The organism is Paenibacillus sp. 23TSA30-6 (assembly GCF_014858585.1).
Taxonomy (GTDB): Bacteria; Bacillota; Bacilli; order Paenibacillales; family Paenibacillaceae; genus Paenibacillus.
In genome coordinates, this window is the sequence record NZ_SLTL01000005.1 from 1 (window position 1) to 13,312 (window position 13,312).

The following is a 13,312-nucleotide window of genomic DNA, read 5'->3' on the forward strand; positions in this document are numbered from 1 at the left end:
TAGGGACGCACCTCGAATGAATTTGATTTTATTCTCGCATTCTCGATTCTCGATGTCCACTTTTTAGTCTAGCATCATTGAGATACCATGCCATGTCCACATTGAGGGCAGCGCAGGACACCCGTAAAAGGAAAACTGCCAAAGAACACACGGTTATGATACTTATTAACTGTGCCATATCTACTTTGTACTTGCTCCCACAGCTCATCTGTGATGATCGCCACATGTTCTCCTTCGACCAGAATAGGTGTTGGATTAGTTCCCTTACGTCTTTTTATATTCCAGTCTTCTTGCTTATTAAATCGTATTTTCCCTGTGTACAGAGGATTGGATAAAATCGTCTTAATCGTATTTACACTAAAAGGTCTACCATGCTTGCTTTTGTATCCCAGATGGTTCAATTCATTGGTGATAGCTTTTAAACCTTTACCATTGGCATAATACTCAAAAATACGGCGTACTAAGTTGGCTTCCTTTTCATTCACAGCTAATTTAGTCTCTTTCCGCTTACGCTGGGTACTTCCCTTCACTTCCACAACGTCATAACCAAGCACAACACCGCCATTCCATTTCCCCTGTCTGGCTCGTTGCTTCATGCCCATTTTGACATTGTCCACGATCTGATTGCGTTCCAGTTCAGCTACAGCACCCATCATTTGCAGTGCAAATTGCCCCATCGGGGTTTCCGTTTCAAATTGCTCCGTGTAGCTACGGAAAGCAACCCCGTGTTTTTTAAGCTCATCTACAATCATTAACAGGTCCAATTGCTTACGGGATACGCGATTGATCTTCCATACAGTTACCTGTTGGAACAAGCCTTTTTTGGCGTCTTCACGCATTTGTTTCAGACCAGGGCGGTTATCCACAGCTTTGCCTGAAATGCCTTCGTCTTTGTATTCTTTATAGATGTGGTAGCCCTCTTTTTTCGCATACTGACGCAATGTTTCCAACTGGGCTTGGATAGAAAACCCCTCTTCTGCTTGTTCCTCGGTACTTACGCGTACATATATGGCAATCGTTTTAACTTCCACGTCAATTCCCCCTGTATGCTTATCTCCAATGAAGGAGAAGCCCTTTTGAAAAACCATTTTTTCGAGAAACGGTTTTGATCTCAAACCCGTGTTGAAATGGCTTTCTACATATAAAGAACTGAGAAATTAAAAGTTGACCCCTAAAGGATTAGGGACGGAGTGTGAGAATGCCATCCTCTGGGTTAGGAAAAGTGGGAATTGAAAAATGTTTGCCGTGACCGGATTTTTAAGAGTACTAAGCAAAATGGGGGGATTTAAGTATGGGCCATTATAGAGGGCAAAAACGGATATTTAGGGATTCAAGAGGATATCTAACTTTTATGTATGTGAAAGACTACATGGGTTGGTCTTATATCTACTTGGCGTATGGGTCAGCACAACGATTTCGACAAATAGTGAGGAGGATTAAGCATGGCAAATATTCGCTCCAAGCTAAGAAAGATACAACAAGGGATTGATCAAATTGAGCAGAAACAGTTTGAAGAGATTCGGAGAAAGATTTCGTGGCTGCAATATGACCTTGAGGATGTGCTTGGGCATTTCCCACTGGATAACAAGGCTTCTCGGCAACGGCTTATGGTCTTTTTAGAGTATGAAGAAATCAATGCCGATTATCCGATGACTTATATTTCGGAAGGACAGTATGCTTGTCACATATATCCTGATATTGTGCTTGCCTATTTGCATTATTTGTTGGATGAAGTGGGTGTACCACCAGTCGATGAAATAGCAATCTATAAGGAATTTATTTTAAAGGGTAGTCCTGAATTAGCGATGGAGTTTTACTGTCTGGAGATCAAATGGAGGCAATTCAGCGATCAGGGAACAGAAGAAGCTGAAAATGATCGGGGATAAAAAATGCGATTTTGGAGCTTTTCTGCTAGGAATTTTCATAGGCCAATTGTTGGAGGAATCATACGAAAGAGATGAAAAGCAACTAATTGACACCCCTCACCTGCTCTCGCCCTCAATCCAGAGAAGGTTTTAATTTTGAAAATGAATATACTTATTCAATTGAGGAAGCTTACCTAGAATATTTATTTTGTGGCGTGACATATATAATGCGATAGGAGAGACGGCTATGGATAACTTAGTGCGTATGCCTGTTCAGAACGGGAAAAAGGCAAAGAAGCGGAATATTCATGTACAGGATGCCGGAGATGTGAAACGTCTTTTGAATAGCATCATCAATGATTTGCGGAATAATGAGATTGATAGCAAGAGCGCCAACGCGATTGGATATTTGGCAAATATCATGTTAAAGGCAATTGAAGTAGGGGAACTAGAGAAGAAAATACAGATTATAGAAGAGAAAGTTGAGGATTTTAAGGGAATTTAGTAGTCTACAAGAATCATTTTTAATGATATTTGTGGGTATTTAGAATCAATTTTATAGATATTCCTAAGAGGTGTATAGGAAAGTTAGCAGTTCTTCATATAGACTTATGGAGCTAATTTAGCTAGAAGGCGTTATTTGGCTAAATACGGCTTATTTGAGCCAGATGCTGGTTTTGGAAGTGTGTAATAATAAGGATGTCTTCCGGAGGATAACTGATGTGGACTGCAAGCATGACGATGCTGCTACTGTGTATAAGCTATTGTAATTTAATTTTGGGGAGGACTTCAAGTGAAAAATACTATTAATTTACCTTCAAATACATGGATCTGCTTTGATCTACCATTCAAACAGTGGAAACAGCAATTACCAGGTGAAGAGTGGGGGCACGGACCATTGAGTCCTATATTGCCTGTACCTGTAAAACTCAGTTATGTAGGGTTGGCGTGGTCTAATAACGCACGTTTATATAAAAATGAATTACCTAAATCCGAGAGTGCCATATATATAAATCAACCTTATAGCGAGTATTATTTGGCATGGTTAGATAACCAGTTGATGATTGATATTGTTGAGGAGTATTGCGTGGATAGAATAAGATGGATTACTGAAAGTTATAGTATGCAGATGAGCGGAGGATTTTACGGGCAGGCTCTCCCTATTGGGGAGATACCCGGGGAATATGCAAAATCCGCAATTCCAATAAGTGGCGTATATTTAGGCGAAGGAGAACCAGATCATATGCATTTATATAAAGATTTAGATAACTGGCATAGTACTATGGGAATAAAACGTGCCGAGGACTAATAGGGCCTCAAGATTTAAACTGTCCTAGTATAACAGGCTATATTGAAATGTAGAGGGGCGCCAGCCCCTCCCTGCCGTGAAACGGCAGATACAGGGTATCAAAGAGTATTGAGTATTTCTTTTAAATATTCTTTTAGGTTTCTTTTTAAATTCTTTTGGCTGTCAACATGAGCCCCGTCAGTATATCTATTGAGGGGAAAGTTCGCTTAACTTCCTCTTCGTTCCGCTCAATTCCCTCTATAATCCGCTTAATATACTCGCTTTTCCGCTTAATTTCAATAAACGGAAAAAGAGTACGTTAAGCGAGAGGGGATTGAGTGTTTTTTAATCATGTCGATTGGAGGAAAATCATGCAGGAAGAAGAGAATTCGTCATGGGTACTGTACAGTGAACGTGCATTGGACACGCTTTGTATCTGTGGGTTACGGGGAAGGCCATCACGTGGAACGTTGCCTCCAGTTAATGAATATCAGGCAGTTGATAAATCAAAGGTTACCTTATATCGTCCAGCAGTGGACGGGACATTTGAGGATATAACTCAAAGCGATTTGGACATTTTGCGGGCAGTGATTACTCATTATGTATTTGAAGACGGCTATGATTCTGTAAATGCAAAAAATGGGCTTCCAGAGGATGAGGAGTTGCTGATCTTGATCACACCCGGTCGTATTCGTGAACTATTGCAGATGTCCAGACATGATTTGCCCACCCGTCAGATCACCCATTCTCTGCAAAAGCTGGAGGAGCTTAAGATCAAAGCTCAATATCATGTGAGGAACGAAAAAGGTTCCCGCTCTTGCTCCATTGAGGGTCATTTATTTGAGCTGGGAATTGGCAATTCGGACAGTGGAAAAAGAGTAAATGAGTATGCTTTGTTGTTTAGCACAGGTTGGGGAAGATATTTTATGCACAATGTACGATGTGGTAACTTTATAGTAATTAGACATTTTCCATATGCTCAATTGAATAACGGAGCTAAAAACCTGTTTTATACCGTTATGTCAATGCCTAACCATTATTTTTATCGACGTCAGGACAAGTTATTAAGTCTGATTAATAGCAAAGATGACCGAAACCATCCAAGGGCGATAACCAGATTGGAAGAATACCTTAATGATTTGACAGATCAGCAGCTAATTACTTGGAAACTGGAAAAAGGCATTTATCAAATCAAACGTTTGTATAAGCCGGCTATTGGGACATTAGATATACCCTTTGGTCAGATTCGAGATGCTCAACCATTTCTTGAGAAGCGCCAAGAAAACAGCGAAGAGGGCCCATCTAACGGTGATACTGAAAATATAGAAAAAGAAGAGGAATATGAAGAAATGGGGCGGATTTTAAAGCGTCTGATGTCCAAGGAGAAACGATCTAAACAGGAAAATATGTATTATGAGATTGTGCAAGGCGTAGAAGCTATAAAGGAACGAACATCGGGAATTTCAGATGCACCTGAGTTCAAAAATGATTATGCTCAGGCAAGATTGCGCCAAGACTGGGAATCTTATTCCCCTTACTATCTTTGGACACATTCCGAGTTTAGAGAATGGTTTTCTAATCATGATGAATCTAAGTGGAATGAGACATATAGACAGTATCAAGGAATATTTCGTCAAGTTGAATCGAACACAAAATTGTTGGGTCAATTAGTTGAGTGGAGAGAAGCAGTAGAAGACTACTTAAAAAACGCTTAAATTCACCTATTTCAACAAAAAGGCCAATTTAGGAGTAAACTTTGCCCTTACTCGCTTTATTAATATATAGCGAGTAAGGAGGTAGCACTTTGAATACTAATGAAAATCAAGCAGCGTACAACATCATTGTTAGCCTGTTGGCTGATATTTTGTTGGAGGAAATGCAGAAGCCAAACTCTAGGTCTGATGAGGATGATCAGTCGTTAAAACAAAGTTGACGAGGGTTCATTCCCTTTCCGATTTCATCAGTAGCATCGTGTATGCAAAATCTCCGTTCGAACTGGCAGGTGAGAGACAAACCTTGATTAACAAGCTCGGACGGAGAATGGTCTATTTAATGATAAGTTGGAAAAAGGGGTGAGGAGTCTATATCGACTGTGATTTATTCTAGGACATCTTTATGGAAGTCATAATCAGACTCTGTTTGGGGTTCAAGACCTTCTTTGCTGGTAATTTGTCGTTGAACCGTAGGGACTAGTTTTTTGATTGGCTTGGCTTCCTTACTGAGTTGTACTTTACGGTGTCTGAAAAGGTACTCATTGCTTCCTACGTACTCCATTAAGGCAGGATATTTTCTGTAGAAGTCGGCAGCAATTTGTAGGGCCTGTTGAGATGAAACCTCCAGCCCATCCGACTTCCGAAGAGATTCTTGCAAAGCTTGAATATCTTTTTGAACCTCAGTTCCATAATGATGATCTGCACTTGTAGATTGTTGAGCTTGGCGTTTCTTTTGTAAAAAGTCGGATGGATCAGACATAGCGAACCTCCACTTGTTATTTTTTGTCCTTAGCATTTTTGAGCAATTTAACAATATCCTTGTGGCCTGCCTGTACTGCATATTGTAGGGCTGTGTGTTTGCCATCCTCAGAATCATCTTGCAATGTTGGGTCTGCATGGGCCTTTAAAAGGGCAGCTACAATGTCCGTGAAGCCATTCTTTGCCGCCGACATTAAAGCGGTTCGATAAAATTCGCCTTGAACATCCGGGTTAGCTCCATGCTGTAAGAGCATATCAACAATATCTTTAAATCCTCCATCGACAGCCCACATCAGAGCCGTTTCCCCATTGGCAGCAGGCAGATTAATATCAGCATGTGCGTTCAAAAGAGTTTGGACTGCTTGTAAATGCCCATTTCTTGCAGCTTCCATAAGTGGAGTAATGTTTAAGACGTTAGTCCCGTTTGGATCGTCTCCCTGTGCAAGCAGTGATTGAATGATCGACACATCCCCTGTAATAGCGGCATTAATGAGAGGGGGATTTTGGCTGGACTCTGCTTCGTCTTCACTAGGAGGTGCGGATTTCGCAGGTGAGTTTTGAATTTGATATCCCGGCTGTATGTTTGTGCTAATTTCTTTAGATGATTTATTCGGTACAGGTTGCGAGTTTGTGTTTGATACCAACTCTTCATAAGGGACGTAGTTATCAGAGTCTGCCTTCATTTTGGAAAAGATTAGTCCTACATTAGGCGCATAGTATGATTTCTTAGCCCCAAAAACTTTCCCCTCGCTATATACTTGTTCCGTCACCTCGATGCAGTTTGAAAAGGAACCCGCTTTTGTAGACATGTTAATACCTGTTCCTGTAATTTGAAATACACTATCTTGGTTCTTCCACTCTCGTTCGTTGGACAGGAAAATTCCATGATTGCGTTGAATCAAATTTTTGCTGACTGTATATTCAATGGCATGTTTACCAGAAGCTTTATGACTTGATATTTCTGTATCCGACATATGAATAATGTACTTTTCCGAGTCTTCGTTCGAACCGATGAATTCTGTATATTCTGTAGTGGAGTAAAGCGCCTTTCCATTTGTACCGATCATGCTATGATATGTTCTTGTGTAGGTGGTATCTTTAGGGAAATAGTCACTAATCGTAATTCCTTTTAGAATCTCATTTGTATCGGAAACTGTATCGGCTGATGCAGGTGTAGAAGTGGGAGCAGATGAAGTAACATGAGCTGTATTACACCCCGTAATAGACAATGCTAATACCAAAATTACCAGTCTATTTATCTTTGTCATGCTTCTCCCCTTCGCTGTGCAAAGGGTGCAAGTTTATCCCTCGAATTTCTTCAATTTCAAAGCCTTTGGCAATCCACTTGAACAAAAGCTTTTGGGTACATTCAATTCTGGCTCCATTGGAGTGGTTAATCATAATATAAGTTTTATGGTCCAATTCTTCTCCATTCGGTTGGCTCATACTTTTCATCCCCCTAGATTAGTTGGTTTTACCTAATTATATTATCATTAAATGTTTTTATTAGGTCAAGTAACATTTATAGTGTGTTAAGTAAAGTGATTGCCTCCTATAAGCTTGTGTTGAGGTGGTTTCATTATATGTCAGAGCTTATTATAAAACTTGGAGATCGTATCCGTCAGATTCGAAAAGAAAAGCAGTTAAGCCAAGAAGAGCTTGGGGAACTGTCAGGCCTACATACCAATTACATTGGTCAGGTGGAACGTGGCGAAAAGAATGTGACCATTGAAAGTCTGGAAAAAATCGTAGTTGGCTTGGGCATATCTATGGAGCATTTGTTCCGTTACATTGACCCGGCAGAGCAACAGGATGAACTGGGACAGATCAATGAACTGTTATCTTCCCGTTCCGAGCAGGATAAGGCTATGGTTTTACACGTTATAAAGAACATATTCAATTGGGAACTGTCCAAATACAACTAGCCCTCAATCCAGTCGATTGAGGCTTTGTTGTTGCTTTGGGTTCTTAATCCTTCTTTTTGGATTTGAATTCTTTTTTGTTGCGTGTAGCTACTATGGTCTTTTCGATTCTTAGATGCAGCAATTCCGTCTCCAAGTCCTGCTGTATATTGTGGATGGAACTCAGTATATCCTCGACCGTCTTGGCATCCAACGTTTGGCCCTTCTCGTAAAACAGGTACAATACCATAGCTGATGTTTCGGTGCATGTAAAAATACGCTTAACCAGTTCATCTTCTTCCAGAACAAATTGCTCGTTAATCTCCATGTTATCGGACATTTTTCTCACCTCCCTGACCTAATCCAATTTCAGACATGTTTCCGGCTGGAGTAGCATTGATACATTGGACGATCCAAGCCGTTGCTTGATCTGTAAGATTTTCATCCGACCAGTCGTTTTCGTTTGCAAAAAGAGCCAACAGTGCTGTGCGTGTATACATAAGATCCGTATCGGACTCCATAAAGAAGTAAATCATAGCGGTAGAGATATGTTCTGCATCGCTTCCCAATCAAAGCTAGAGAAAAGTATTGGTCAGGGCTTCTTAGCCATGTAAACACCATATCGTCGGGTCGCTTTTCCTGTTCTCTTTTACTATCGGGAGCGTGAACCGACGACGAACTGGCCAAAATTCACCCCCTGCTAACCGAACGTCCCTCATCAGATCATACAATAGCGCTTAAGGTGATGCAGACGGTATTTGGGTGGGAAGAGAGCTAGAATAAATAGGCGGTGGGGCATCGGGTCCTCTTACCCTTCGACGGTCTCCCTTCCACGTTGTTGCTCAGCATTCTGATAGGAAATCATCGACTTCTCCAAGCGAAAATTAATGAAGTCGTTCTGGGGATTCTCGCGGAACTGCTGCATCGCCGCCAGAATCTCCCGACAAGTCTAGAGGATGATCGCATTTCCACGTTGGAAGAGCAGATACAAGATTGTATTGCTGGTCTCCTCGCAGGTCCAGACACGTTTGACAAGCTTTTCGTAAGCATCCATATTAGCGGTCATTTTTTCACCTCCCTAGAGCTGGTTTTTGGATCAAAGGCTCTAGGGTTTATTTTTTATTGAAATCAAAAAAAGTAAAGGGGCAAAGTCAAAGTCACTTCTTAGTAACTTGCTTGTGTGATATCCTAAGATAAATATTTAAGTAAAAGAGGTGTTAGGATGAATGAGAATTAATGAAGAGCGGCTTAAATACCATTGGGACAATTCGGAAATTGCATTAGATACAAGTACCTTGTTATTTTTGAGACAATGTCACTCAGAGTATGCAAAAGAATTAATTGATATATTTATGTTTAAAAAAGATAGCATTTGGATTCCACAAAAGGTAAAAGAAGAATTTGAAACTAACAATAAAAAAGACAGCCTTACTGGAATGAGTAGTATAAAAGGTTTCCAAAAAAACCTAAATGAAAGTATAACTCGACTAAAAAATAGTATTGATTCTGAAAGGTCAAAATTAGAAAGTTCAGGCTTCTCCTTACTTTCAGAAGTCTTGTTTAACTTAAACATTGATAGAATGTTTATTGAAACATTACAAGAATTCAGTCAAAAAGGTTCGCAATTAAGTGAAACAAATAGAGAATTTATAAAATCTGGAATTATAGGGTTGTTTTATAAACAAATTTTCTCTAATGTAGGAGAAGGATTCTCAGAAAATGAAATTAAAGCTATAGAAGTAGAAGGAGTAGATCGATATGAAAAAAATATTCCTCCTGGAGATAAAGATAAGAATAAAAAGGTGAATAAATATGGGGATTTAATAATATGGAAACAGATTCTCAAGTACTTACCAAAATCGAAAAAAAGATCTTTTATGTTTATAACTCGAGATGGTAAGTCGGACTGGTTCGATCAAAATACTGGAATGGTTCGAACAGAGCTTAAACAAGAGGTAAAAAGAGAGTGTCCAGGAAGCGAGTTTGATATAATCTTGTTAGAGGATTTAATTAGGCATGGATCTTTATGTTTTAATAAAGATCTAAGTTTTTTGCTAGATAATTTAGAAAAAGATGAAGAGCTTGTTAATGCTATTGAGATAAAAATGAATAGCGATTTGCGCTCTCACATTGAAGACGAGTTGAATGATGAATTGAAGAGCTATGCCGATGCTGATTATATAAGGCTTGATACAATCGAATCTATAGATATAAATGCTATTTCTTATGAAGACGAAGAAGAAGATTGTATGCTTGCGGAAGCTAGTGTTAGTTTTCAATGTTATTATGATTATGTAATACATTCAGATGGAGAAGATTTTGAATTCTCTGGTTCTGCAACAGTTAATATGACCTTACAATTCAATATCGAAGTAGAGCAAGGAGAAAATGAGACTAATTATAAAACTATTAAGGTTGATTTAGGAGCAATTGATTTTGATAATATCGATGTTGAAGAAGCCAGTGATCCACGTGAAGAAGATGAGGAAGAAGTACAAGAGCCAGATTGCGATGACTATGAGCCTGATGAACCAGAACAAGATGACGATTATTACGAGGATTCAGGCTATGATGATTATGATCCAGATGATGATCGGCACTAAATGTTCCAAAAACATAGAGGTTCATATTTGCTAAAGAAGTCGCTTTTATATGAGCGGCTTTTTCCCGTTGCCGAAACACCCAACGGGGTGAACCGTACCACAAGTAGGGCGAAATTATTTGTATGCAGTAGTCCGGCGGCACACATTTAGACGTGATTCAAGGCTCTGAATCACTCGGGTTACCACCCAATACCATAAGTGATCCTGAATATTCCATTAAGGTAGGTATTCAGCATTTTGCCGCCGTGTACAAATCTAGTATTCAAAAGTATGATATAAAAATGAAATTTGGTTTATTACAAATTTTATAGTCATTAGTTATAAGTCATGTTGAAATAAGAAAGGAAACCCAACTCAATTTCCTGATTATCTAAACTCAATTTTGTCGAAAATTCGTTTGAATTCATCCTATCCTCAATACCTCAATAAATACATTAGTTCTCCAATTGATAGATTAAAGATGATTACAAGTGTAATACTTCAATTTTCTTAAAGCGCTTCGAAAATAGAAAATAATCAGGTAATACATAATGTCAAACATTGAGTTGAACATGCTTATGTCAACACTGTTGATTCCTGTGATGATGTAATTCTCTGCATATAATTTCTTGTTTTGTGGTAGTATTAGACTAAGGATTCTCAGTATAAACACAAAAATGGGATAATAGACATAAAAAATGTTGTGTTACCATTAGTTCTTTAGTTTTGTTTACGTAAGGGTTTCTATCGGAAATTCTAATTAGAATTGAATGTACTATAGATATTGAATATAAGGGTGAAAAGGTGATAGTTAATTATTCCGTAGGAGGATAAATTTATGTACTGTCCTATCATGAAAAACCGAGATGAAGAGTTAAGAGTACTTAAAGATATGAATAATTACTTTGGGGATTCAATCACCCCTATAATAGAAGTTATCAAGGATGAGTATTTGATTCGCTATAAAACTGATGAAGTTACTGGTGAATATATTTTTGAAAAGAAACCAGGAAATAAAAATAGATCAAAAATAAAACTAGAACCATACGAAGAAGATATTATCACTTTAAGAGGTATTGAGGAACGACTTAAGGGAAAGAAAGCCTTCGTTGACTTCTTTAGATTTAGTGAGAAAGAATACGATAATAAAGGATTTAAAGGCATGGAGTTATCGTTTAAATTAAGCAGGGACTATACTTACTACAAGCAACGTGTCCTTCAGATAGGACATTTCAAGAACTTGATTCCTGTAGTTTCTATAAAAAATGGTTTTAAGGTGAGTGAAAGGGAATTACTTGAATTTATAAATGAGCTAAGGAAGGAAAACCCCTCAATAGCAATAAGAATAACAGACAATTTTATAGAGGATTATTTAGAATTATTAGAAGTTAATTTAACGAGGGAAGACTATCTGATGTTAGATATTAGAAGTCAGCGCGTTGATTCTAAGTTTATCGAATTAGAAGAGTTCCAAGAAATGGAGACCAAAGCAAGTAAAATCCTCCTTAATTCCCCGAGATCACGGAGTTACAAGAATGGTGACTACGAGAATTTAGACTATACAAACAAAATTGATAATAAAGTAGCTGTCCTCTATAAAAATTACGGTTTCCAAGGTTTTGGGGACTTTGGCGGATTGAAGGATGATTTGCCCTCAAATTCTGGAGGAAATGGGAAGGGAGCAGCCTTAGGACTACTTTTCGTAAAAGAAGAAAATGCCTTCTATTCAATTGTTAACAATGACACCAATATGGGTGTTTCCGGATATAATTATGTGAGAACTGAAATTCTCAAGAGATTAGATTTTCTTGATAAGGAAGACAACTGTGTAGTTATAAAAAGAATAAAGGATATGAGAATCAAGTTTGGATCTTGGGCGACATGGAACAATATTACTTTATCTAGATATATTCATCAGCAGTCCCGAAAGTAGTATACTCTTCACAGGTATACTATTTTCGGAGATAATAGATTCTTGAAGAACCATTGGTAATCGATCTCTAAAATATCTGAATTATTATCAACTAAAAAACCCCAATTTTCTCGGAATTTGTTTTTTAAGCAAAGCTTAAATAATTTATTTATTTCTTTATCTGTTTTATTGTTAATTATGAAGTTGATCATTGCATCTTTGGTCTCTAAATGAGGACATTTAAAGAATGAAAATAAATCTTTTTTTGTCAAAGCAGACAACTGAGCTAAGGAAGAAATATAATTTGAAGTGCTTGCTTGGCGATATTTTTTGAAAATGTATCTACCTTTTTTGGTTACGTTATAGGTATAAACACCACATTCTTTTTGAAGATGAGGCAGCATGATATTTAGATTTTTCTCCGAGCATATGAGGTATACTTCATCGAAAACTTGGAAATAATCAGTCATTTGCTGATTTAATCTTCTAGGAGTATCTAAATCGGTCTTTATCTCATAGGCTTTACTAATTCCGTTTATTTTACACAAATCAAGCCTGCTTTTACCAACATTTAATTCGAATATTGAAACGTGGTTATTTGTCTTCAAAAGAACATTGTTTATGAATGTTGATTTAATAGTAGTCTCATTCGGATAATGATGTAGAAGAAATTTGTTTAAAGATTCCCTAATTGTTAAGTCATCATCAAACTGACTAGGCAACTGACCATCAAATATCTCTAATACTTTATGTTCAACAGATGCGTTGCTGAGGAATGTTGAATACTGATTTGATAATAATTTTGCATATTCAAAATAGTTATTTTTCTTAGACATAATGCTACACTCCATTCTTATAGTAATTATAAAATTATTTCAATTGTTAGTCCACACTTCATAAATTCACCTGATACATTAACGTATCATCATTTTTCCGGTTTATTTTTATGTAAAAGGGGAATACAGATGAACATTTCTTATACGAGTACTAAGCTTGAAAAAGTACTAACCAATGAACGCTTGATAAAGCGGGAATACACGGCATTCTATAAAAAGTTGATCAACAGGATGTCTGAATTAAGGGCTGCAAACAATTTAGATGAAATTCCGCACGTTCCTCCACCCAATCGGCATAAACTAAGTGGAGATTATAATGATTGCTGGGGAATTGACGTCTCTAAAAATTATCGCATTGTACTAAGGCCTATTGGAGACTGGGAGTCGACCGACTTAAAAACAATTCGTAATGTAGAAATAATAACCGTCGAAGATTATCATTAGAAAGGAGGCCTAG

16 protein-coding genes and 1 pseudogene are annotated in these 13,312 nt (G+C 37.9%); 10 read left to right on the plus strand and 7 right to left on the minus strand.

Annotated features, from left to right (window positions below; all coding sequences use genetic code 11):
- Window positions 1–74 precede the first annotated feature (74 nt).
- On the minus strand, window positions 75–1,031 hold the full coding sequence (locus tag E0698_RS05830) for a recombinase family protein (RefSeq protein WP_192510905.1): 957 nt from the start codon (window positions 1,029–1,031) through the stop codon (window positions 75–77).
- A gap of 411 nt (window positions 1,032–1,442) precedes the next feature.
- Between E0698_RS05830 and E0698_RS05835 the strand changes: the two genes are divergently transcribed.
- The 5 genes from E0698_RS05835 to E0698_RS27300 all read left to right on the plus strand — a co-directional run bounded on the left by E0698_RS05835 (window position 1,443) and on the right by E0698_RS27300 (window position 5,086).
- The gene (locus E0698_RS05835; RefSeq protein ID WP_192510906.1) at window positions 1,443–1,886 is read left to right on the plus strand and encodes a hypothetical protein; all 444 of its coding nucleotides are present in this window, start codon (window positions 1,443–1,445) and stop codon (window positions 1,884–1,886) included.
- Between the two features lie 226 nt (window positions 1,887–2,112).
- Window positions 2,113–2,370: a hypothetical protein gene (locus E0698_RS05840; RefSeq protein ID WP_202894797.1), complete on the plus strand. Its 258-nt coding sequence runs from the start codon at window positions 2,113–2,115 to the stop codon at window positions 2,368–2,370.
- A gap of 288 nt (window positions 2,371–2,658) precedes the next feature.
- Complete coding sequence (locus tag E0698_RS05845) at window positions 2,659–3,174, plus strand: hypothetical protein (protein ID WP_192510907.1); 516 nt, start codon at window positions 2,659–2,661, stop codon at window positions 3,172–3,174.
- A gap of 350 nt (window positions 3,175–3,524) precedes the next feature.
- Entirely contained in the window at window positions 3,525–4,868 is a 1,344-nt protein-coding gene (locus E0698_RS05850) for a hypothetical protein (RefSeq protein ID WP_192510908.1), read from the plus strand.
- Window positions 4,869–4,957: 89 nt separating this feature from the next.
- Window positions 4,958–5,086, plus strand: coding sequence for a hypothetical protein (locus tag E0698_RS27300; RefSeq protein WP_273041349.1), 129 nt, complete (start codon window positions 4,958–4,960; stop codon window positions 5,084–5,086).
- 164 nt (window positions 5,087–5,250) lie between these two features.
- On the opposite strand, the gene E0698_RS05855 is transcribed toward E0698_RS27300, so the two are convergent.
- From E0698_RS05855 to E0698_RS05865, 3 genes are read right to left on the minus strand one after another with little or no spacing between them, the layout of a single operon-like run.
- Window positions 5,251–5,625 carry a hypothetical protein gene (locus E0698_RS05855; RefSeq protein ID WP_192510909.1) on the minus strand — a complete coding sequence of 125 codons (375 nt, stop codon included), beginning with the start codon at window positions 5,623–5,625 and terminating at the stop codon, window positions 5,251–5,253.
- A 16-nt stretch (window positions 5,626–5,641) separates the two neighbouring features.
- Window positions 5,642–6,892, minus strand: a complete 1,251-nt coding sequence (locus E0698_RS05860; RefSeq protein WP_192510910.1) for an ankyrin repeat domain-containing protein — start codon at window positions 6,890–6,892, stop codon at window positions 5,642–5,644.
- Window positions 6,876–7,070: a hypothetical protein gene (locus tag E0698_RS05865; protein WP_192510911.1), complete on the minus strand. Its 195-nt coding sequence runs from the start codon at window positions 7,068–7,070 to the stop codon at window positions 6,876–6,878. Before E0698_RS05865 ends, E0698_RS05860 begins: the two co-directional genes overlap by 17 nt.
- A gap of 137 nt (window positions 7,071–7,207) precedes the next feature.
- On the opposite strand from E0698_RS05865, the gene E0698_RS05870 reads away from it, so the two are divergent.
- Window positions 7,208–7,549: a helix-turn-helix domain-containing protein gene (locus E0698_RS05870; RefSeq protein WP_192510912.1), complete on the plus strand. Its 342-nt coding sequence runs from the start codon at window positions 7,208–7,210 to the stop codon at window positions 7,547–7,549.
- A 43-nt stretch (window positions 7,550–7,592) separates the two neighbouring features.
- Here E0698_RS05870 and E0698_RS05875 read toward each other — a convergent pair whose 3' ends face one another.
- A complete protein-coding gene (locus E0698_RS05875) occupies window positions 7,593–7,865 on the minus strand; it encodes a hypothetical protein (RefSeq protein WP_192510913.1) in 273 nt (90 codons plus the stop codon).
- Window positions 7,855–8,046 (minus strand): hypothetical protein, encoded by a 192-nt coding sequence (locus tag E0698_RS05880; protein ID WP_192510914.1) that lies wholly within the window; start codon window positions 8,044–8,046, stop codon window positions 7,855–7,857. The genes E0698_RS05875 and E0698_RS05880 overlap by 11 nt, the downstream gene beginning before the upstream one ends.
- A gap of 705 nt (window positions 8,047–8,751) precedes the next feature.
- Between E0698_RS05880 and E0698_RS05885 the strand changes: the two genes are divergently transcribed.
- From E0698_RS05885 to E0698_RS05895, 3 genes and pseudogenes are all read left to right on the plus strand, one after another.
- Window positions 8,752–10,128: a PIN-like domain-containing protein gene (locus tag E0698_RS05885; RefSeq protein ID WP_192510915.1), complete on the plus strand. Its 1,377-nt coding sequence runs from the start codon at window positions 8,752–8,754 to the stop codon at window positions 10,126–10,128.
- A 131-nt stretch (window positions 10,129–10,259) separates the two neighbouring features.
- Window positions 10,260–10,418 (plus strand): annotated as a pseudogene (locus tag E0698_RS05890) (lysozyme family protein); the annotation flags it as partial.
- 542 nt (window positions 10,419–10,960) lie between these two features.
- Entirely contained in the window at window positions 10,961–12,040 is a 1,080-nt protein-coding gene (locus tag E0698_RS05895) for a beta family protein (RefSeq protein WP_192510916.1), read from the plus strand.
- A gap of 8 nt (window positions 12,041–12,048) precedes the next feature.
- Here E0698_RS05895 and E0698_RS05900 read toward each other — a convergent pair whose 3' ends face one another.
- The gene (locus tag E0698_RS05900) at window positions 12,049–12,855 is read right to left on the minus strand and encodes a sce7726 family protein (RefSeq protein ID WP_192510917.1); all 807 of its coding nucleotides are present in this window, start codon (window positions 12,853–12,855) and stop codon (window positions 12,049–12,051) included.
- Between the two features lie 129 nt (window positions 12,856–12,984).
- Here E0698_RS05900 and E0698_RS05905 point away from each other — a divergent pair, with 129 nt between their 5' ends.
- The gene (locus E0698_RS05905; RefSeq protein ID WP_192510918.1) at window positions 12,985–13,299 is read left to right on the plus strand and encodes a type II toxin-antitoxin system RelE/ParE family toxin; all 315 of its coding nucleotides are present in this window, start codon (window positions 12,985–12,987) and stop codon (window positions 13,297–13,299) included.
- The last annotated feature ends 13 nt before the right edge of the window (window positions 13,300–13,312 follow it).

Excerpts from the sequence above, each read along its gene's own strand:
- E0698_RS05835 (WP_192510906.1), top strand. The coding sequence starts at position 1,443 with ATGGCAAATATTCGCTCCAAGCTAAGAAAGATACAACAAGGGATTGAT.
- E0698_RS05840 (WP_202894797.1), top strand. The coding sequence starts at position 2,113 with ATGGATAACTTAGTGCGTATGCCTGTTCAGAACGGGAAAAAGGCAAAG.
- E0698_RS05850 (WP_192510908.1), top strand. The coding sequence starts at position 3,525 with ATGCAGGAAGAAGAGAATTCGTCATGGGTACTGTACAGTGAACGTGCA.
- E0698_RS05855 (WP_192510909.1), bottom strand. The coding sequence starts at position 5,625 with ATGTCTGATCCATCCGACTTTTTACAAAAGAAACGCCAAGCTCAACAA.
- E0698_RS05860 (WP_192510910.1), bottom strand. The coding sequence starts at position 6,892 with ATGACAAAGATAAATAGACTGGTAATTTTGGTATTAGCATTGTCTATT.
- E0698_RS05865 (WP_192510911.1), bottom strand. The coding sequence starts at position 7,070 with ATGAGCCAACCGAATGGAGAAGAATTGGACCATAAAACTTATATTATG.
- E0698_RS05870 (WP_192510912.1), top strand. The coding sequence starts at position 7,208 with ATGTCAGAGCTTATTATAAAACTTGGAGATCGTATCCGTCAGATTCGA.
- E0698_RS05875 (WP_192510913.1), bottom strand. The coding sequence starts at position 7,865 with ATGTCCGATAACATGGAGATTAACGAGCAATTTGTTCTGGAAGAAGAT.
- E0698_RS05880 (WP_192510914.1), bottom strand. The coding sequence starts at position 8,046 with ATGGAGTCCGATACGGATCTTATGTATACACGCACAGCACTGTTGGCT.
- E0698_RS05885 (WP_192510915.1), top strand. The coding sequence starts at position 8,752 with ATGAGAATTAATGAAGAGCGGCTTAAATACCATTGGGACAATTCGGAA.
- E0698_RS05895 (WP_192510916.1), top strand. The coding sequence starts at position 10,961 with ATGAAAAACCGAGATGAAGAGTTAAGAGTACTTAAAGATATGAATAAT.
- E0698_RS05900 (WP_192510917.1), bottom strand. The coding sequence starts at position 12,855 with ATGTCTAAGAAAAATAACTATTTTGAATATGCAAAATTATTATCAAAT.
- E0698_RS05905 (WP_192510918.1), top strand. The coding sequence starts at position 12,985 with ATGAACATTTCTTATACGAGTACTAAGCTTGAAAAAGTACTAACCAAT.